Raw genomic sequence first — 18,398 nt, 5'->3', positions numbered from 1 at the left:
CCCCCATGCGCTCCCATCTCCTGTTCCTGCTGCTGGCGCTGAGCGCCTGTCAGCGCAACGAATCGCCGCCGCCACCCGCGAAGGCTCCGGCCGCATCCGCGCCGTCGCCTCGTGCTCCCGCCGTCCCGGCCGTCACCGCGTCCGCGGACGCGGCGAAGCTGGAGCGGGGCCGGTACCTCGTGGAGAACGTGCTCGCCTGTGGCTCCTGCCACACGCCGCGCGACTGGGCTCGGTATGGAGGCCCCGCCTCCGGGCCCGCGCTCTCCGGCGCCTGCTGGGATGACGCGGCCTGGGAGCTGCCCGGTCGCGTCTGCGCGCCCAACATCACCTCCGATCCCGAGCACGGCATCGGCCGCTGGACGGATGAGGAGCTGATGCGCGCGCTGCGCGACGGCACCGGGCGCGATGGGAAGACGCTCTTCCCACTCATGCCGTTCCTCCTCTACCGCGAGCTGTCGGACGCGGACGCCCATGCCGTGATTGCCTGGCTGCGTCAGGCCCCGGCCACCCCGCGCGCTTCGGCCCGCTCGGTCATCCCGGACGAGGTGTACGCGCAGTACAAGGACATGGCCGCGCCCATGAAGACGGCCGTGCCGGAGCCCGCCGCAGATGACGTCTCTCGCGGTCGCTACCTGGCCACCATGGCGCAGTGCGCCGCGTGTCACGCGGGCATGGACGAGGCGGGCACGCCCTTCGTGGGAGGACGTCCGCTGCCCACGCCGCACGGCCCGGAAGTCGTATCCAATCTCACGCCGCATGCACACGGACTGGGCGCCGTGGACGAAGCAGCCTTCGTCGCCCGCTTCACCGCCTTCAAGGACCTGGCACCCGCGCCCGCGCGGGCGGGCCAGGTGAACAAGCTCACCATGCCCTGGGGTTTCTTCGCCGGACTGGCGGAGGCGGACCTCAAGGCCCTCTACCGTTACCTGCGCACGGTGCCCGCCGTGGCCCCCGCCGCGCCGTCCGCGTCTGGCAAATGACCCATTCTGGCGCCACCTGGGAGCGTCCGGTAGACTCCCAGCGCGTCCCCTGAAAGCCCATCGTTGCGCGCCCTTCCCCCAGGGGCGCGCGTGACGCGTGCCCCCATGAAATCTCTTTTCAAGCGACTGCTCCTGTCCGTGCTGGTGTGCTCCGCCGGCTGCGACGTCTTCAACATCGGCGACGCCGAAGGGACCCGTGGCCGCGGCGCGAGGGCGTTCGACCCGTATTCGAGCTCGGCCTCCGGCGCCATCTCCCTGTCCCTGCTGTACTTCAATGGCTGCGCCATCCTGCCCACCGGTGAGCCGGTGTCGGCCGGCTCGCTGGACCTGCCGGACTATCCGGCCACCTGCGAGGCCATGAACAGGATGGGCCAGCAGGTGCCGCCCTCGGCGCGGTTCGAGGTGACGCCGGGCGTCAGCTACTTCATCCGCGAGTTCACCGCGGTGGACGCCGTCTCCGACGTCCACACCGACTTCAAGAACCAGCACGCCCCGTCCTTCTGGATGCGCAAGGAGTCGCGCTTCAAGGACCTGGACTGGTCGGGCGTGACGGTGGGCCGGGACGAGTGGACGAACGACTTCGACTCCACCTTTCAGCGCGAGACGTACTACGAGAACGCCGCGTGGATGCGCTCGCTGGACGACACCTTCCTCATCGAGGTGCTCGACGCGGACGGCGCCGTGCGCACCTCCATCACCTACAGCCGCCGTGACTTCATGGGTGAGGGCGCCACCACGGGCCGCACGCGCGCCAGCTGGCTGGTGGCGGACCTGGCGCGGCCTCGCTTCCCGGGAGACCCGGAGGTGAGCCTGCTGCCGGACGGCACCGAGCCCACCTACAAGACGATGGTGAAGGCGTCCTTCTCCGGCGCCACCAACCCGTTCAAGACGCTGACCATGCCGCAGCTCTCCGGCGAGGGACTCATCCGCGTCACTTGGAGCCAGCTGCCCCTCAAGCCCTTCCTCTTCCCCATCGTCTTCGCGCCCGAGGCGGAGCGCCCGGCCACCTGCTACCGGCTGGATGAAAGCGGGCTGGCCACCGATGAACAGGTGCCTTGTGGCTTCGGCCTGACGCAGGCGGTGCGCGTCAACCGCCCGACCAACGGCAGCTACTTCATGCCCGGTGACTCGGTGGACTTCATGGTGTCGCTGCGCGACGGGGACGGCAACGGCCTGCATCCGCGCAACCGGATGCCCAGCTACAACGAGTACATGGGCGAGTCCTCCAACGGCCTCGCGTACTTCAACGAGGAGATGCTGCTGACCTACCGCGAGGCCAGCTCCTCGGAGTCCGGCTTCAAGGTGGTGGGCCCGCTGCAGGACCTGCAGGTGTCGCGCGGTTCCTACACGCTGCCGTACTTCTCCTTCCCGCTGTTCAGCGAGCCGCACTTCTACCTGCCGCCCGGCTCCAACCAGCTCGCGGGCGGCGGTGATGCCCAGCCGCCCACGCACTACTCGGTGACGCTGCCGCCGAACGCGAAGGCGGGCACCTACGCCATCATCCTCAAGGGGCACCGCACCTTCATGGGCGAGCGCCTCAACCGGCTGGACCCCTTCTTCTTCCAGGTGGGCCAGGCCCAGCCCACCACCTACCCGGGCCGCGTGGGCAACTGCCAGGTGTGCCACAACGGGGTGAACTCGCTCTCCAACGTGCACCACGGCATGTCCGTGGACCACGTGGAGGCGTGCAAGACGTGCCACATCGAGGAGGGCTACGGCTACCTGCCGGACATCATCCACCGCATCCACAACAGCTCGCGCAAGTACAACCAGAACAAGGGTGACTGCACCATGTGTCACCTGACGCGGGAGAGCACGCTGTGGCCCAGCCTGATGAGCTGCAATGGCTGCCACGTGGCATCGCACGGCACGGAGTACTTCGACCTTCGCTTCGAGCCCATGCAGAACACGCCCAACGGCTACGGCAACTGCGCCGAATCGTGCCACGTCACCACGCCGCCGGCCGAGCACATCCTCCCGCCCCGCTGAGCCCTCAGAGGAACGCCATGAAGGTTCGCTCTCTCATTGCCTCGACCCTGTCCGCCGCCGTGCTGAGCGCGTGCGCTGATAGCAGTGCACCGCCTCCACCCAAGCTGGACGCCGAGGCGCCCTACACCGACCTGCCCGACCGGCGGGTGCCCGTCTCCGGCGTCATCTTCGATCCGGAGGCGATGTTCTATACCTTCGTCATGTGGCCGCCCGACCCGGAGGACCCGGAGGCCGGGCCGCCGCTGCCGGCGCTGCTGTATGGCATGCCCACGGTGATGCGCGCGTCCGTGTGGGGCGCGCAGGTCAGCATGGTGGGGCCCACCGGCGAGGTGGTCGACACCAGCGGCCCCGCGATGCCGCCCTGGGGCAACTTCCAGACGGAAGGCATTCCCTCCGACCCGACGGTGCCGTACCTCATGCGCGCCGAGCCCGCGCCCGGGCTCTCCGTGGGGGCCGCCGACATGTTCCCGGAGGAGGAGGGCCACGCGCCCATCCCCGCGGTGCCGTACTACGCCACCACCAGCCTGCGGCCCATCGCGGCCACCGGGACGCAGTGCCTCATCCAGTCGCCGGCCATCGTGGGCGAGGCGGGCGCGCTCGGCGCGCTGGCGCAGGTGATTTCCGAGGAGACGGGGACGTCCGTCTCCCCGGCCAGCCTGGCGGATGCCTCGTCGGGCCGCTCGGTGGCGCTGCTGTGGGTCTACTCGCCCAGCCCGGTGCTGGACGCGTTCCTGTTCCCCAGCGGTGACATCGCGGCGGAGACGACGGCGGGCACGCTGTACGCCATCGACTGGGCGCCGCCGGGCTCGTTCCCGGGCCAGACGGAGATGGGCTACTTCGCCATCCCCGGCGGCATGAGCAGCCTGGGCTACTACGCCCTGGTGGTGCAGCCGGGCGCCCCGAGCGCGCTGACGGTGAGCTTCGTGGACACCCTGGAGGACGAGGAGGAGGGCCGGCCCTGGGAGGTGCCTCCCTTCTTCGTCGAGGGCCTGCCGCCGGGAGTGTCCTTCACGCGCCTGTTCGCCATGGAGGCCTCGCCGCCCGTGGAGGAGAACCCCTACGAGGAGCCCGCGCCGCCGCCGGACTTCGGCTTTCTCTGCTACCCGGAGGGGTGACGCACCCAGGCGCCCACGGCGCTCACCGCGAGGGCTCCACCGTGAGCCCGCGGAAGCGCACCGTGGGCTGCCCGAAGGACACCGGAAGCGGGCCATGGTCCAGCTTCCGGCAGCCGCGCGTGGCGAAGAGGTTCTTCGTGTCCGCGCCCACCGCGTCGATGGCGGCCAGCGCCTCCAGCCCGTTGCCCCGGAGGATGCCGGGGCCCACGCGGCGCCCAGGCCGGCCGTTTCGAATTTCCCGCGCCTCCACGATGTAGAAGCTGAAGTCGCCTGACAGCAGGTCCATCTGCCGGGGCGTGAGGTGCTGCACCAGCAGCCCGTGCGGAATGTCCGCCATCAGCGCCTCCAGGTGTCCCTGGTGCGCGTCCACGCGCGTGTGGGCCATGCGAGGCAGGGGCGGGTGCCGGTAGCTGACGCGCCGCCCGTGTCCGTTGGGCGCGCGGCCCAGCGCGGCGGCGCTGCGAGCATCCAGCAGGGGCGCGTCCACCCGGCCCTCGCGGATGAGTGTCACCGGGAGCGCGGCGTGGCCTTCATCGTCCCAGGCGAAGCCGAGCGCGCCGTGGCCGTCCGTCGGGTCGTCCGAGACGCTGAGGTGCGCACCAGCCACCTGCTGCCCCAGCCGCCGCGCCAGGTATGAGCCGCCGCGCGCGACGACGTCTCCCTCCAGGGGATGTCCGCACACCTCGTGGAAGAAGCAGCCGGAGGCGGCGCCTGGTGGAAAGACGATGGGCAGCACGTCGCGGGGGCAGGGCACCATGGGTGTTGTGTCCCGCAGCTCCCGCGCCATGCTCTCCACGAGCGCTTCCAACGAGGGCAGCGCGGTGCGTGCCCCGGTGACGTCCGGCCAGGCGGCGCAGCGCCACAGTTCTGCCATGCCCGCGCCGGTGTCGTGGAAGGCCTTCACTTCGAGCAGGGCATGGCGCTGGTGGTCTTCTCTCTGGTGCGCGTCGCTGGCGGACAGCGTGCGCCGCTCCACTTCGCGCAGCAGCACGTCCAGGTGCTGGGCGCCCGCGGCCCGCGCTGTCGCCTCCAGTTGGCGGACGAGCGACACCATGGCCTCCGTGTCGCTCGCGAGCCGGGGCTCGGCGTCGAGCAGGGGACGGGCCTGGTATGCCAGCGCCTCCGGCATGAGGCCGTGCTTCCATCGGGCGCCAGCCACCTGGGCCCATTGCCAGGCCATACTGTCCGGGGTGGTCTGCCCCATGGACCAGCCCTGGTCGAGCACGGGGGGGATGACGCGGAGCCCGGAACGCTGGTGGAGGACCTCGGTGACTTCGCGCCGCTCCACGAACCAATCCAAGCGAGTGTCCTCCGGCCGGGCACCACGCGGGCTGGCCGTGGCGTCGGTGACGCCCACCGTGAAACGGCGGGCACAGGTTCAGGAGCATACGCCAGACGGCGAGGCGGACCCATGCACGCGCCTGGATTGCGTGCACGCACGGACGGACGGTTGAACCACCGATACGGAATCCGCGCGACAACGCGGAGCGTCCCCACGCGAGGACGGAGACCGGTATCCTCACGAGCAGTCCCAGCGTGTGTCGGCGGAGGCAGTGGATGCGGGGCGGTTCCGGTTCCGAGGAGGACAGCGGGGTGGCGGCATACGCGGGCCTTCAGCCTCGCGAATGGCTGACGTCCGCTGGCGAAGCGCTGGAGGGCTTCACGCGGCACCACGCACCCTCGCAGGCCGAGCTGTTCCTCGCCGCGGAGCGCAGGCTGTCGTTCGAATACGACGCCGGGACGGGGCGCTCCATCGTCAACCAGGGGGAGACCATGGATGCCATGGCGCGCGTGAGCTGGGACGCGCGGCAGGGCATGTTGACCGCGCCGGTGGGTGAGACAGGCGCGCTGCCGCTGCTCCTGGAGCGCACCGCGCGACAGGCCACTTCAGGACGTGCGAGTCCGCTGCCAGAGCTTCCAGCTCAGAGCGATTCCCCGAGTGTCTCGAGTCCTCCTCCGCTCCAGCCGGAGCGCGCGGCGCGCCGGATGAAACACTTCATCGAGACCGCCGTGCCCCCTGGCAGCGTCGTGCAGGCCGCGCTGCTCACCCAGGTGTCCACGTGGCGCGCCCTGGTGCGCGCAAGTGGCGCGCGCCGTGCTCGCACGGAATGGCGCGAGGAACTGTTCGTGCGCTGTGAGACGCCGCGAGGCGCCGTGGTGGATGCGGTGGCGTTTCCCGAAACAGCGGCGGACGACACGGTCATCATTCCGCTGCGCCATCGACTCGCGGAGGCTGTAGCTGCCCTCACGGGCCCCGCGGAGTCGCTGGACCGCGACCTCCCCCTGGTGCTGCGGCCGGCGGTGGCCGCGCCTCTCGCGGCGGGGCTCATCTGGTTGCTACGGGGCGACGTGGCCGCGGCCACACCCGCCCTGGCCCGGGCCGTGGGGCGCAAGTTGTTCCCCTCGGTCCTGAGCGTGGTGGACGACCCGAACCACCCCACGGGCACGCGGCGCGTATCCATGGATGATGAAGGACTCTCCACAGACACGCTGTCGCTGGTCGACGCGGGCGTGCTGCGAGGCTTCCTTCACGCCTCCGACACCGCATCGCGGCTCGGCGCGCCGCTCAACGGGCGTGGCTTCCGCACCAGCATGTCACCACCCACGCCCGAAGCCGTGAATCCCTTCCTCGTGCCCGGTGAGACCGCCGTGCTCCCCGCGCACTACACGGAACTCGTCGCGCGCGTGGAGACCTTCACCACCATGCCGCGTCCCGGCACCGTCACGTTGGTGGCGGGCGGCTGGGAGGTACGCGACGGCCGTCGTGTGCGCCGCATCGCTCCGGTGGAACTGGAGCTCCCCGTGCTGGAGACCTTCCGCGCGCTGCGCGGCGTGGGGACGGACCTGACCTTTTTCCCCACCGCCGAGGGCTGTGGCACGCCGACGCTCGTCTTCCCGCCCCTGCTGTCGGGTGCCCAGGGAGGGCAGGCGGCCAGGTGAAGTCCACGTCCCTTGGGGCGGCGCGGGGCCAGCCAGGCGACGCGGGCCCGCCTGCCCTGCGAGCAGGACGCGCGCTGTCTTCGAATCCGGTGCATGCTGCGCGCACGACGCTGGGCCGCCGGTACGAGGCCCCCGGGCCCAGGGAGGCGGCGTCACGGGAGGACACGGATGTCGGGTCAGTCGCTGGCGGCGAAGATGCTGGAAGGGGCGCGGGAGTGGGCGAAGCGATTGCCGAATGCGCTCTCCAACGACATGGCGGTGGACGTGAGCCGCAGGCGGGTGCGCCTGTCGCATGCACGCGTGGAGACCGTGGTGAGCCAGCTTCTGGCCCGGCTGAAGAACTTCGAGCTGCGCGAGTGGTCCTCGCGGGAGAACGTCTATGACATCCGCTTCTCCGTGCACGGCTGGAAGCTGCGCGTGGAGACGGCGCTGGAGCGCGTGGAGCTGGCCTCCGGGCGCTACCGGCTGTGGTTGAAGACGCCGGGCGTGGTGGCGCTGGAGGAGTCCCGCACGGCTTCGTCGCTGATGATGGGCGTGCTTCGCGCCGGGGCGGGCCGGGCCGCGATGCGGGTGTTGGCGGAGCGGCTGCTGCCTCCCGGCATTCGTTGGGACGGTCAGGTGTTACAAGTGGAAGGGCCGTTGCCCGAAGAGGGCGTGCTGCCTGCCCGGCTGTTCGATTCGGCCTCCCTGGCCATGACCGCCGAGCATCAGTCCGAGGGCCTGTGGCTGGCCGCCGAGGCCTGGCCCGGGCTCATGGACCTGCTCCAGGTGGTGTTTGGCACGGAACTTCCGCGGACGCCCCCCGGCGCCTAGCGGGCAGGCCAGGAAGCCAGCCCCTGGCTGCTCCTTGTTCCGGGAGGGCGGGGGGCCCAGTGGTGTCCAGGAATGTGCCCTCCAGGGCGCTCCCCAGGGGCCGCGGGCGCCCCCACATTGAAGGAACGTCCGACGGTGAAGGGGCGTCAGACGATTTTCGGGGCGTGGTGCCACGAGTCAAGGGGCTGGAATTCTTCGGTTCTACGCCACGTTTCCTTCACGCGGCGAACAGCCGGTGGAGATTCGGGGCCTTCCACATTCGACATTGGCCCCTCGACAGGCTAGAGGCTGCCTGTCTCGCTCTATGGGACGGGCTGCGGTCTCGCGCCGCACGCAGAAAGAAGAAGAAACATGGCAACTGGCACCGTGAAATGGTTCAACGACGCGAAGGGCTTTGGCTTTATCGCCCAGGACGACGGTGGGGCCGACGTGTTCTGCCACCACACCGCCATCCAGACGGATGGCTTCCGTACCCTGGCCGAAGGCCAGAAGGTGGAGTTCGAGACCCGGAAGGGCCCCAAGGGCCTCCAGGCCGAGAACGTCCGCGTCGTCGGCTGAGAGCTCAGGCTCAGCACCATCAGCCCGGTCTCCTCACTGCGAGGCCGGGCTTTTGTTTTCAGCGAGGGAGGCTCAATGCAAGGCAGATCCACGAAGCGCCAGAAAGAGCAGGCGCGCAAGCAGCACCAGCAGGAGAAGAACGCGAAGCGCGAGGAGCGCAAGAAGGTCAAGTCCGAGCGCGGGCCGCGTCAGCCGGGTGAGGTCGACCCCGATATCGCGGACATCATCCCCGGTCCCCAGCCGCCGCTGGAGATTTGAGCCCAGTATCGTGCCGCCTGGGCTTGCCACGCAGTCAGTGGTGCCCAGGGCAACCTTCCGGGACGGCGCCCCCGCCCCCGGGAGGACGCAGTAGCCACTTCCCCTCACGTCAACGCAGCCAGCGCTCCTGGGCCGCCTTCACGGTCCGGCGGCGCGCAGCACCTCGGCGCGGGTGATGTGGTCCAGGCGGAAGTGGCGGCGCTCCCCGGTGGTGAGGTCCTCCCCGTCGACGCGTGTCTCGTGCCGGTTCATGATGACGGACATCACCCGCACGTCGCGGACCGTCTCCAGGAAGTTGCTGTCGACGTAGGTGATGCGCAACGGCTGCTGCTCGAACCACGCCCGCTCCAATGCTTCCCGGACGGGCTTCTTGCTCGGCAGTGACGGCACGCCGATGAACGCCAACTCCCTCAGCCGGGTGAGCAGCTCGCGCTGGGCGGAGGTGGAGAGCGCCGCGCGCACCTTGTCCAGCGCCGACTCCAGCGTGCCCGCGAAGGGCATCAGCCGCATGTCGATGGCGAAGCGCCCCAGCGCGACGACGAGCGCTGCCTCGCGCGCGGTGAAGTTCACCGGCGGCAGGCTGTAGCTGCGATCCAACGCGTAGCCACCGCCACGGCCGCGCTCGGCGGACACCGGCATCGACGAGGCACGCAGGGAATCCAGGTCCCGGTAGATGGTCCGCACCGTGACGCCGAACCGCTCGGCGAGCACTTCCGCCGTGACACCGGTACGGCGGCCCCGGAGGTATTCGGCGAGGGCGAAGAGACGCTCGGTGCGCTGCATGGAGAGGAAACCTGACATACCACTGTCACTCTCCTCCCTCAAGATGACGTGATGTCCCTGGAGCAACGTGCCTTGCATCCCACGCCGCGAGCGGCTTGCATCGCGCGCGTTCGCGGCACTTCCGCCCGGAGGGACTCCATGGAGGACGAGTGGCTCTGGGGCTGGGACCCCACGCCGGGCATCGTCTCCGTGTGGGCGGAGCCCGACGGCCGCGCCTTCGTCTGGCGCCGCGTCCCCAAGACGGGGGAGCTGCTTCGCGAGGACGTGCGCTTCCGCCCGTGGTTGCTGCTCGCGTCCCTGGAGGACCTGGCGCACCTGGGGCCTCGGCTGCGTCCGGAGTCGGATGGCCCCGCGCGCTACCGGGTGACGTGGCAGGAACTCGAAGGGCCCGGTGCGTTGCGCTACCTGGTCCGCGGAGATGACGGCCGCGCGCTCACCAGCGCGGTGCTGGAAGGCGCGTCACGCCGCCTGGGCCAGCCGGTGAGTCACCTGAAGGAGCTGGGCGCGAACACGGTGCTCGCGCTGCCTCCGGAGGAGCAGTACCTCACGATGTCGGGCCGCACGTATTTCCGCGACCTCGCCTTCGATGCGCTGCGCCGCATGCAGTTCGACCTGGAGACCACCGGGTTGGACCCGGCGCATCACCGCGTCTTCCTGGTGGCGCTGCGAGGCCCGGACGGCGCGACGGAGACACTCGAAGCCCAGGGGGATGACGACTCGGCGGAGGCGGACCTGCTCTACCACCTGGCGGAGCGCGTGCGCGCCTGGGACCCCGACGTCATCGAGAACCACAACCTGCACGGCTTCGACCTGCCGTTCCTCGCGCGGCGAGCCAGGCACCTGGGGGTGTCATTGGCGCTGGGCCGCGCGGGGGCACCGGGCTTGCGGCACCGCCCGTCCGCCAGGGGGGCCGCGCTGGGACGGCCCGTGCCCGGCGCGCCTCCGGATGCGATGCGCCGTGCGCGCTACACCGTGCCCGGCCGTGAGTTCATCGACACGCTGGACGCGGTGCTGCGGCATGACTTCTCCACGAGGGATTTGCCGGGCCATGGCCTCAAGGCCGTCGCGAAGCACCTGGGCCTGGCGGGGCCCGAGCGCGAGCACATCCCCGGTGCCCGCGTATATGACGTCTTCCGCACGGACCCGGCGCGCGTGCGGCGCTATGCGCGTGATGACGTGACGGAGGCGGGCGGCCTCGCGAGGCTGCTCGGGGGCGCGGCCTTTGCGCTCGCACGCATGGCGCCCCGCCGCTACGAGCGGCTGGCGGACGCGGGGCCGGCCACCGGCGTGTTGGACCCGCTGCTCGTCCGGGCCTATCTCCGGGAGGGCGCGGCGCTGCCCGCGCACCAGGAGGGGGATGGCACGCCGCACAGCGGCGCGGCGCTCCACCTGTTCGCCACGGGCGTGGCCCGGCGCATCGTGAAGGCGGACGTCGCCAGCCTCTATCCCTCCCTGATGCGCCAGTACCGGATTGGCCCCAAGCGGGACAGGCTGGGCGTGCTGCTGGCGTTGGTGGACCGCCTGGTGGACCAGCGGCTGGCGGCGAAGGGCAGGGCGCGTGCCGCGGCGCCTGGCTCGCAGGAGCGCTTCACGAACGAGGCGCTGTCGGCGGCGATGAAAATCGTCGTCAACTCCGCCTACGGCTATCTGGGCGCGGTGGGGCTCACGCGCTTCTCGGACGTGCACGCGGCCAACGAGGTGACGCGCCAGGGCCGCGAGGTGCTGGGCCTCCTCTGCCGGGAGCTGGCTCGCCGGGGCGTCACGCTGCTGGAGGCGGACACCGACGGCGTGTACTTCGCCGTCCCGGAGGACTGGCGGGAGGCCGACGAGCGCCGGGTCGTCTCGGAGGTCGCCGCGCTGCTGCCGCCCCGCGTGCAACTGGAGTTCGACGGGCGCTACGCCGCCATGCTGTCGCACGAACCGAAGAACTACGCGCTCCAGCCGTATGACGGACCGCTGGTGCTCCGGGGCGTGGCCTTCCGCTCCAGCCGCGCGGAGCCCTTCGGAGAGGCCTTCCTGCGCCGCGCGTTGCGCTGTCTCCTGGCGGAAGACATCCCGGGCGTTCGTGAGGTGTACGTCGCGACGGTGATGGCCCTGCGCCGCCGGGAGCTGCCCACGCCGGAGGTCTGCGCGCACGTCCGCCTGACGAAGACGGGCGCCCAGTACCTCGCCCTCCGGCCCCGCCGGCGCGAGCTCCCCTACGAGGCCATGCTGGCCAGCGGCCGGAAGGAATGGCCTTTGGGTGAGCAGGTCCGCGTCTACCGCGCCGTGGGAGGCCGGGCGGGCCTGCTCCCCATTCCGGAGGCGGATGACCCGGGCACGGCGCGGCCCCTGTCACGCGAGGAGGACCCGCGCGACTACGACGTGGAGTACTACGTGCGGCTCCTGCGTGAGACGTTCGCCGCGCGACTGGTGCGCGCGCTGACGCCAGAGGACTTCCGGACCGTGTTCGACGACCCTGGCCAGCCCTCCCTCTTCGCGCCCTCGCTCGAGGACGCGAAGCCCATTCTCACGGTGCTGACGGAGCCGGCGGCCGCCCTGGAAGGGGCGTAGCCGCGCGCGCGACGGCTCAGGACACCCCGGCGTGCGTTTGGGCAGCGACGGGGGACTGCTGCGGCGCCAGGGCGGTGCGCTGCAGCCAGCCCGCGAGTCCCAGGAGCACCAGGCCCGACGTGCGCAGCGTACGGAGCAACTCCGCGTTCTGCGCCGCGTCTCCGGGCAGCAGGGGCCCCAGCCACACGCGGGCGTCGTAGAAGAGCCACATGGCGCCAGAGACGCCCATGGCCCACCACACCCAGGCCAGCCGTCCGCCGCGCAGCATGTACGCGACGCCCAGGATGGGGGCCACCAGCAGGATGGTCGTCATGTCGGCCAGCGTCGACGCCAGGCTGATGACGGCGGACATGGTGCTGATGGCGTCCGTGCCCAGGTGGCGGACCTCGGTGGCCAGCACGGGCACGCCCACGGCCAGCGCGGCCACGGCCGTTCCCACCCACAGCGCGTTGGAGCGGACGCTGGACGGCGGCTGGAGTCCGGACTGCCGGTACGTCATCGCCAGCAGGATGAGCGCGTACGTCGTGCTGACGTTCGCCAGCACGACGACGAGCATGCGGACGGGCAGCAGCGGTGACTGGGTGAAGGGCACGTCCGGCACCGCGTGGAGCCAGTAGCTGCGCAGCGCGGTGCTGACCAGCGACAGGAGCGCGCCCGCGGCCAGGCCGCCCCACACCTTGCGCAGGTAGTCGCCCTGGGCGAACGAACGGGCCGCCGCCAGCGTCCCGAGCACGGCCAGCACGCCGCTGCCCCAACCGGCGACGTCATGCACGAGCGAGAGCGAACGCGGCGCGTCCAGCGCGGAGGCCGCCGCGAAGGCGTGCGCCAACTGGAGCACGAGCACCGCGCCGAACCAGGGCACGATGCTTCCGGCCGCACGGCCCGTCGACTGAGTACTCATCGCAGCTTCTCCAAGGAGGCGGAAATCTCCGCCAGGATGACCTTCGCGTGCAGGGCGCCGATGAAGGTGTTCAGCATGGGCTTGAGGCCTTCGAGCAACTGCGGGAGGTCTTCTCGCTTGAGCTGCTCGGGGGGCCGCTTGAGGGTCCGCAGGGCGGCGGTCTGGATGGCCATCTTCGCGGTGAACCCGCCAAGGAGCGGTTCCAGGTGTCGCACGAGCGTGTCGTGCCAGCCGGCGGGGGAGGTCTGGGAGGTCGAAGGGAGAATCGCGCCACCTCCTGGTGGAAACCTGGAGCGTAGGCAGATTCCAGCCCGCACACGAGGGGCACACCCTGTCTGGCCATGCGGAATCCCTCTCGTTATGCAGGTTTTTCTTTGAGAACATGGAGTTGAGCCGGGCCCGGCGGGCGGGAGCTGCCGTGCTGACTGTTTTTCCCGGAGGTGACGCGCCGGCGTCGCCCCCTAGAATGCGCCGGCTCGTTCCGCGAGACCCCATGAACGCCCCACATCTTCGTGATGCCCCGTCGCCCTCCGTGACAGCCGTCCCCCGTCCGCATGCCGTTCGAGCGCCCGCGCCGCGGAGATACTGGGACTGGCTCAAGATGGGGCTGGGGGCCCTGCTGGCCCTGTGGGGGGCGAACCTCGTCTTCGTCGGCGCGCTGGGCGTGATGGTGGGCGCCGTGCAAAGCGTCTCTCCGGACGAGGGGAAGACGACCTCGGATGGCGTGGGCATCCTGCTGGTAGCGGCGGTGTTCGTCGCCGTGGGCCGCTTCGCGTGGAAGAAGGGGCTGTCTCCCTTCCGGACCGCGCGCCGCCACGAGCAGTTGCTGGGCTTCATCCGCGCGCAGACGCGCATCCGCGTCAGTGACGTGGCCTCGCAGTTCCGGCTCCCGGAGGAGGAGGTCGCGGCGATGCTCACCACGCTCATCGCCCGTCACGAGGTGGACCTCGTCTACCTCGCCGACTCGCGTGTTTACCTTCACCGCGAAGCTTTGGAGCGGGGGAAGAACGTGGCCTTGCGTTGTCCTTCGTGTGATGCCCCCGTGAGTGCGGAGGCCGTCCAGCCGGGGGACAAGGTGGATTGCTCCTACTGCGCCGCGCCATTCCTCGTGACGTAGGACAACAGACCTTCCCTTTCGGTGCGTTCGGGTTGCCGGGACCCTGAATCTTTGGCAATCGGAAGGCGCACAGCGCCGTAGTGGCTCCGTCATTCGACGAGATGCCAGGTCATCCAGGGGAGGTCCGATGAGGAAAGTATTCGGAGCGGTAGCACTGGCCGCGTTCACCGGCTGCGCGACCACGCAGGAAGCCCAGAAGCCGGAGACACCGCCCGCCGTCGAAGCGGCGAAGGTGGAAGCTCCCGCCGAACAGCCGAAGCTTCAGGTCCCCGTGGATTACTACAAGCTCGACAACGGCTTGAAGGTGGTCCTCTCGCGCGACAGCTCGGCGCCCAAGGCCGTCGTCGCCGTCTATTACAACATCGGCTTCCGCATCGAGCCGAAGGACCGCACCGGGTTCGCGCACCTGTTCGAGCACATGATGTTCCAGGGCTCGACGAACCTCGGGAAGATGGAGTTCATCCGCCTCATCCAGAAGAACGGCGGCGTGCTCAACGGCTCCACCCGCTTCGACTTCACCAACTACTTTGAAGTCATCCCCTCCAACGCGCTGGAGCCCATCCTCTGGGCTGAGGCCGACCGCATGCGCGGGCTCGACGTGACGGAGGAGAACCTGAAGAACCAGCAGGGCGTGGTGACGAACGAGGTGAAGGTCAACGTCCTCAACCAGCCTTATGGCGGCTTCCCGTGGCTGGACATGCCGCAGGTGGCGAACACCAACTGGTACAACGCCCACAACTTCTACGGCGACTTGAAGGACCTGGAGGCCGCCTCGCTGGAGGACGTGCGCGCCTTCTTCAAGACGTACTACGCGCCCAGCAACGCCGCGCTGGTCATCGTCGGTGACTTCGAGCCGGAGCAGGTGAAGGGCTGGATTCAGAAGTACTTCGGGCCGCTGCCCACCGTGGCGCAGCCGTCGAAGCCGGACATCTCCGAGCCCCGCCAGACGAAGGAGAAGCGCCACGACAAGCAGGACAAGCTGGCGCAGCGTCCGGCGCTCGCGGTGGGCTACCACATGCCCGACGTGGGCACGCCCGAGTACTTCGCCATGGCGCTGGTCGACGAGGTCCTCCTGCAAGGCAACGATAGCGCGCTCTACCAGCAGCTCGTGCAGAAGAAGGGCCTGACGGGCGAGGTCTCCGGCGGGGTGAACCAGCTGGGCAACCACTGGAACTACAACGGCCCCATGCAGTGGACCGCGTACCTGTTCCATGACGCGGACACGACGACGGAGACCCTCCTCGCGGAGATCGACGGCGTGGTGGCGCAGCTGCAGAATCAGCCCATCGACGCGGCGACGCTGGAGCGGGCGCGGGTGAAGGCGCGCTCGGGGCTGTACGGGCAGTTGGAGGGCTTCCTCGGCTTCGGCCGCGCGGACCTGCTGGCGTCCTTCGCGCTCTTCTTCGACGACCCGGCGCGCATCAACCGGCTGGAGACGGAGCTGATGAAGGTGACGCCGGAGCTCATCCAGAAGACGGCGAAGGAGTATCTGCGCCGTGAGAACCGCACCGTGTTGACGGTGACGCCCGCCACGGCGCCCGCCACCAAGACGCAGGCCCCCTGAGGACACGCACCCATGACCACGCACTCAATTCGCACCCGCCTTGTCGCGCCCGCGCTGATGGTGCTCGGGATGCTGTCCACGCCTGCCTTCGCGGCCGCTCCCGCCTCGGCGCCCACCAAGGAAGCGCCTCCGGCCGCCGCCGCGCCCAAGCCCTTCAAAGTCCCCGTCCGCACGGAGTTCACGCTCGACAACGGGCTGGAAGTCTCGCTGCTGCCCTACGGCGACATGCCGAAGGTCGCCATCCAACTGGCCATCGACACCGGCAACATCCACGAGAAGGCCACGGAGACGTGGCTGGCGGACCTGACGGGAAAGCTGCTGTCGGAGGGCACCACCACCCGTTCCGCGGAGCAGCTTGCCCAGGCGGCCGCGCAGCTGGGTGGTTCGCTCAACATCGGCACGACGATGGACCAGACCTATGTCGGTCTGGAGGTCCTCTCCGAGTCGGCGCCGGACGCCGTGGCCCTCATCGCGGACGTCATCCAGAACCCGGCCTTCCCGCCGGCGGAGGTCGAGCGCGTCAAGGGCGACCTCGTGCGGGAGATGGCCATCTACAAGAGCCGGCCGGGTACGCTCGCCGACGAGCGGCTGCTCCAGTCGCTCTACGGTGACCACCCGTATGGCCGCTACTTCCCGCCGGAGGCCCAGCTCAAGGGCTACACGCCGGAGGCCGTCCGCGCGCACTACGACGCCAACATCGGCGCGGCCCGGGCGCGGCTGTACGTCGTCGGCCGGTTCGAGCCGGCGCCGGTGGAAAAGGCCATCCGGGACGCGTTCACCGGCTGGAAGGCCGGCGCGGCGCGCCTCCGGAACGTGCCCAAGCAGAAGGTGGCGAAGGCGGTCCAGTTCATCGACCGCCCCGGCTCGGTGCAGTCCACGGTGCGCGTGGCGGTGAAGGGCCTGCCGCCCTCCAGCCCGGACTACGTCAAGCAGACGGTGATGAACACGCTGCTCGGTGGCTACTTCAGCTCGCGCATCACCGCGAACATCCGCGAGGCGAAGGGCTACACGTATTCGCCCTACAGCGATGTGTCCACGCACCTGGAGGACGCCTACTGGGTGCAGAACGCGGACGTGACGACGGCCGTCACGGGCGAGTCGCTGAAGGAGATCCTCAAGGAGGTGGCCACCCTGCGCAAGACGCCGCCGCCCGCGGACGAGCTGAGCGCTGTCCAGAGCTATCTGGCGGGCTCCTTCCTGCTCCAGAACTCGTCGCGCAGCGGCATCATCTACCAGCTCCGCTTCGTGGACCTGCACGGCCTGCCTGATTCGTATCTGCAGAACTACGTGCAGTCGGTGATGGCCGTCACGCCGGAGCAGGTGCAGCAGCTGGCCGCGAAGATGCTGACGCGTGAGGCGATGACCTTCATCGTCGTGGGCGACCAGAAGTTGGTGGCGCCGCAGCTGAAGGTCGTATCCCCCGCGCTGAAGTGAGTCCTGGGAGGGCGGAGGCCACACCTGGGCCTCCGCCTTCCTCCCACGGTGTCCCTACTCGGGGCGGGCTGTGACGCCGTCCGGGTAGAGCGACTCGGGGGCGAGCTGGCACGTGTGCCGGACGTAGTGCTCGAGCCAATCCAGGAACGTCGTGAAGGTGGCGCCGTGCGCCGTCTGCTGTTCGGCCCAGACGAACTGCCCCGAGTCCTGGAGCTGGGCCCACGTCAGGTCTCCCATGTGGTTGAGGACGATGACGGGGGCCGTCAACGCACCTCCGCTCGCCGCGACACACCACTGAGCGTCCCGGGGCAGCACGTCACACGTCGCGAGGGCGTAGAGGTGCGTGGTGGACAGGGGGCGATTGCCCAGCGTCACGTCCGTGGGAATGCGGACCCAGCGCGTTTCTTCCAGCACCTCGTCCGGTGAGTACACCCGGAAGTTGGCGGGCAGGGGCGTCCAGGCGCCGCCATCATCCCAGTCGCGGAACTCGACGCGCGCGAAGGCGCAGCGCCGCCAGAATTCGCGGAGCCCCGCGGGCAGCACGGGCCTTCCGTTGGACGACGGGATGCCGAGCAGCTCCGGCACCAGGTCGATGTCTTCGTCCGGTACGGGAGGGCCCAGGACGAGCCTTCCTCCAAATCCCTTCGCCCAGGCCTCCACGCTCTCCAGTAGCTCCCGGTAACGCGATTGCAGCGCCTGCTCGTGCATGGGCCGCAGCCTACGTCTGGAGCATTGAGAGTCCAGGTTCACCGTGCCTTGATGCGCGGCCATGTCCCTGCTCGATGACTTGCTCAAGAAAGGCTCGCTCCACACGCCCTGCGGCACGGCGGCGCGGCGGGCCGCGCTCAAGGCGAAGCTGACGAACTCCGGCGCCACGGAGGTGGTGTCCGGAGACTTGAAGCTCTCCGAGGGGGATGACCGCGTCCTGGAAGCGTCACGCGTCGTGGTGAAGGGGAACCTGGTCCTGGAGGACCAGTCCCGGCTGCTCGTCGCGGGTGACCTGGAGGTGGAGGGCAGCATCATCCACGAGGGCTTCGACTACGCGCTGCTCTTCACGGGCGGCGCGCTCTCCGCGAAGAACCTGCTCTTCCACGGTGAACTGGTGTCGCTGGGCCCCATCACCGTGCAGCAGGTGGCGTGGACCTACTACAACGACTACTCGACCTACTCGGATTCCCTGAAGGCGAGAATCGTCGTGGCGGCTGACCGCTTCGACGCGGTGGATGACGTGCAGGCGGACCACCACTTCAATGGACACCCCAGTGACATTCGTGAGGCGCTGGCGAAGCAGCTGAGCGCGGACGTGGTGGACGCCGACGGCGACTGGTCCTACGAAGAAATCGCGAAGCACCTTCTTCGCGGGCGAGCCCTGCTTCGCTGAAGGGGCTTGGCG

General features: G+C 69.8%; 17 protein-coding genes. 12 read left to right on the top strand and 5 right to left on the bottom strand.

The annotated features are described in order from the left end of the window. Window positions 1-5: 5 nt before the first annotated feature. The 3 genes from FMQ63_RS12825 to FMQ63_RS12815 all read left to right on the top strand — a co-directional run bounded on the left by FMQ63_RS12825 (window position 6) and on the right by FMQ63_RS12815 (window position 4,084). Window positions 6-980 carry a c-type cytochrome gene (locus tag FMQ63_RS12825; RefSeq protein WP_011551722.1) on the top strand — a complete coding sequence of 325 codons (975 nt, stop codon included), beginning with the start codon at window positions 6-8 and terminating at the stop codon, window positions 978-980. A gap of 105 nt (window positions 981-1,085) precedes the next feature. Further along, window positions 1,086-2,969, top strand: a complete 1,884-nt coding sequence (locus FMQ63_RS12820) for a hypothetical protein (RefSeq protein ID WP_225909798.1) — start codon at window positions 1,086-1,088, stop codon at window positions 2,967-2,969. Between the two features lie 17 nt (window positions 2,970-2,986). Next, window positions 2,987-4,084: a hypothetical protein gene (locus FMQ63_RS12815; protein ID WP_020477722.1), complete on the top strand. Its 1,098-nt coding sequence runs from the start codon at window positions 2,987-2,989 to the stop codon at window positions 4,082-4,084. A 22-nt stretch (window positions 4,085-4,106) separates the two neighbouring features. Here the strand turns inward: FMQ63_RS12815 and FMQ63_RS12810 are convergent, their stop codons facing one another. Then, a complete protein-coding gene (locus tag FMQ63_RS12810) occupies window positions 4,107-5,384 on the bottom strand; it encodes a TldD/PmbA family protein (protein ID WP_216608474.1) in 1,278 nt (425 codons plus the stop codon). Window positions 5,385-5,677: 293 nt separating this feature from the next. Between FMQ63_RS12810 and FMQ63_RS12805 the strand changes: the two genes are divergently transcribed. The 4 genes from FMQ63_RS12805 to FMQ63_RS12790 all read left to right on the top strand — a co-directional run bounded on the left by FMQ63_RS12805 (window position 5,678) and on the right by FMQ63_RS12790 (window position 8,653). Beyond that, window positions 5,678-7,024, top strand: coding sequence for a metallopeptidase TldD-related protein (locus FMQ63_RS12805; protein ID WP_228556413.1), 1,347 nt, complete (start codon window positions 5,678-5,680; stop codon window positions 7,022-7,024). A 168-nt stretch (window positions 7,025-7,192) separates the two neighbouring features. Next, entirely contained in the window at window positions 7,193-7,837 is a 645-nt protein-coding gene (locus FMQ63_RS12800) for a hypothetical protein (RefSeq protein WP_026113810.1), read from the top strand. A 351-nt stretch (window positions 7,838-8,188) separates the two neighbouring features. Further along, window positions 8,189-8,395 (top strand): cold-shock protein, encoded by a 207-nt coding sequence (locus FMQ63_RS12795; RefSeq protein WP_011551728.1) that lies wholly within the window; start codon window positions 8,189-8,191, stop codon window positions 8,393-8,395. A 75-nt stretch (window positions 8,396-8,470) separates the two neighbouring features. Further along, complete coding sequence (locus FMQ63_RS12790) at window positions 8,471-8,653, top strand: hypothetical protein (RefSeq protein WP_011551729.1); 183 nt, start codon at window positions 8,471-8,473, stop codon at window positions 8,651-8,653. A 138-nt stretch (window positions 8,654-8,791) separates the two neighbouring features. On the opposite strand, the gene FMQ63_RS12785 is transcribed toward FMQ63_RS12790, so the two are convergent. Beyond that, window positions 8,792-9,436 (bottom strand): YafY family protein, encoded by a 645-nt coding sequence (locus FMQ63_RS12785; protein ID WP_011551730.1) that lies wholly within the window; start codon window positions 9,434-9,436, stop codon window positions 8,792-8,794. Between the two features lie 138 nt (window positions 9,437-9,574). Between FMQ63_RS12785 and FMQ63_RS12780 the strand changes: the two genes are divergently transcribed. Then, complete coding sequence (locus FMQ63_RS12780; RefSeq protein ID WP_011551731.1) at window positions 9,575-11,989, top strand: DNA polymerase domain-containing protein; 2,415 nt, start codon at window positions 9,575-9,577, stop codon at window positions 11,987-11,989. 16 nt (window positions 11,990-12,005) lie between these two features. Here FMQ63_RS12780 and FMQ63_RS12775 read toward each other — a convergent pair whose 3' ends face one another. Together FMQ63_RS12775 and FMQ63_RS12770 are read right to left on the bottom strand one after the other, a co-directional pair. Further along, window positions 12,006-12,890 (bottom strand): hypothetical protein, encoded by an 885-nt coding sequence (locus tag FMQ63_RS12775; protein ID WP_011551732.1) that lies wholly within the window; start codon window positions 12,888-12,890, stop codon window positions 12,006-12,008. Then, the gene (locus FMQ63_RS12770) at window positions 12,887-13,105 is read right to left on the bottom strand and encodes a hypothetical protein (protein ID WP_002639318.1); all 219 of its coding nucleotides are present in this window, start codon (window positions 13,103-13,105) and stop codon (window positions 12,887-12,889) included. Before FMQ63_RS12770 ends, FMQ63_RS12775 begins: the two co-directional genes overlap by 4 nt. A 317-nt stretch (window positions 13,106-13,422) precedes the next feature. Between FMQ63_RS12770 and FMQ63_RS12765 the strand changes: the two genes are divergently transcribed. The 3 genes from FMQ63_RS12765 (at window position 13,423) to FMQ63_RS12755 (ending at window position 17,005) form a co-directional block, all read left to right on the top strand. Then, window positions 13,423-14,007 carry a hypothetical protein gene (locus FMQ63_RS12765; protein ID WP_228556412.1) on the top strand — a complete coding sequence of 195 codons (585 nt, stop codon included), beginning with the start codon at window positions 13,423-13,425 and terminating at the stop codon, window positions 14,005-14,007. 127 nt (window positions 14,008-14,134) lie between these two features. Then, a complete protein-coding gene (locus FMQ63_RS12760; protein ID WP_011551734.1) occupies window positions 14,135-15,571 on the top strand; it encodes a pitrilysin family protein in 1,437 nt (478 codons plus the stop codon). Between the two features lie 12 nt (window positions 15,572-15,583). Further along, window positions 15,584-17,005, top strand: coding sequence for a pitrilysin family protein (locus FMQ63_RS12755; protein WP_011551735.1), 1,422 nt, complete (start codon window positions 15,584-15,586; stop codon window positions 17,003-17,005). Between the two features lie 54 nt (window positions 17,006-17,059). On the opposite strand, the gene FMQ63_RS12750 is transcribed toward FMQ63_RS12755, so the two are convergent. Then, on the bottom strand, window positions 17,060-17,713 hold the full coding sequence (locus FMQ63_RS12750) for a hypothetical protein (RefSeq protein ID WP_020477719.1): 654 nt from the start codon (window positions 17,711-17,713) through the stop codon (window positions 17,060-17,062). Between the two features lie 61 nt (window positions 17,714-17,774). Between FMQ63_RS12750 and FMQ63_RS12745 the strand changes: the two genes are divergently transcribed. Further along, a complete protein-coding gene (locus FMQ63_RS12745; RefSeq protein ID WP_011551737.1) occupies window positions 17,775-18,386 on the top strand; it encodes a hypothetical protein in 612 nt (203 codons plus the stop codon). Window positions 18,387-18,398: the final 12 nt, after the last annotated feature.

Origin of the sequence: Myxococcus sp. CA005 (assembly GCF_006518205.1) — a bacterium.
GTDB classification, from domain to species: domain Bacteria; phylum Myxococcota; class Myxococcia; order Myxococcales; family Myxococcaceae; genus Myxococcus; species Myxococcus xanthus.
Note: the sequence above shows the minus strand (reverse complement) of the source record. Positions and strands in the feature narration are given on the sequence as shown.

Excerpts from the sequence above, each read along its gene's own strand:
- FMQ63_RS12825 (WP_011551722.1), top strand. The coding sequence starts at position 6 with ATGCGCTCCCATCTCCTGTTCCTGCTGCTGGCGCTGAGCGCCTGTCAG.
- FMQ63_RS12785 (WP_011551730.1), bottom strand. The coding sequence starts at position 9,436 with ATGCAGCGCACCGAGCGTCTCTTCGCCCTCGCCGAATACCTCCGGGGC.
- FMQ63_RS12795 (WP_011551728.1), top strand. The coding sequence starts at position 8,189 with ATGGCAACTGGCACCGTGAAATGGTTCAACGACGCGAAGGGCTTTGGC.
- FMQ63_RS12760 (WP_011551734.1), top strand. The coding sequence starts at position 14,135 with ATGAGGAAAGTATTCGGAGCGGTAGCACTGGCCGCGTTCACCGGCTGC.
- FMQ63_RS12755 (WP_011551735.1), top strand. The coding sequence starts at position 15,584 with ATGACCACGCACTCAATTCGCACCCGCCTTGTCGCGCCCGCGCTGATG.
- FMQ63_RS12800 (WP_026113810.1), top strand. The coding sequence starts at position 7,193 with ATGTCGGGTCAGTCGCTGGCGGCGAAGATGCTGGAAGGGGCGCGGGAG.
- FMQ63_RS12750 (WP_020477719.1), bottom strand. The coding sequence starts at position 17,713 with ATGCACGAGCAGGCGCTGCAATCGCGTTACCGGGAGCTACTGGAGAGC.
- FMQ63_RS12820 (WP_225909798.1), top strand. The coding sequence starts at position 1,086 with ATGAAATCTCTTTTCAAGCGACTGCTCCTGTCCGTGCTGGTGTGCTCC.
- FMQ63_RS12790 (WP_011551729.1), top strand. The coding sequence starts at position 8,471 with ATGCAAGGCAGATCCACGAAGCGCCAGAAAGAGCAGGCGCGCAAGCAG.
- FMQ63_RS12815 (WP_020477722.1), top strand. The coding sequence starts at position 2,987 with ATGAAGGTTCGCTCTCTCATTGCCTCGACCCTGTCCGCCGCCGTGCTG.
- FMQ63_RS12775 (WP_011551732.1), bottom strand. The coding sequence starts at position 12,890 with ATGAGTACTCAGTCGACGGGCCGTGCGGCCGGAAGCATCGTGCCCTGG.
- FMQ63_RS12780 (WP_011551731.1), top strand. The coding sequence starts at position 9,575 with ATGGAGGACGAGTGGCTCTGGGGCTGGGACCCCACGCCGGGCATCGTC.
- FMQ63_RS12745 (WP_011551737.1), top strand. The coding sequence starts at position 17,775 with ATGTCCCTGCTCGATGACTTGCTCAAGAAAGGCTCGCTCCACACGCCC.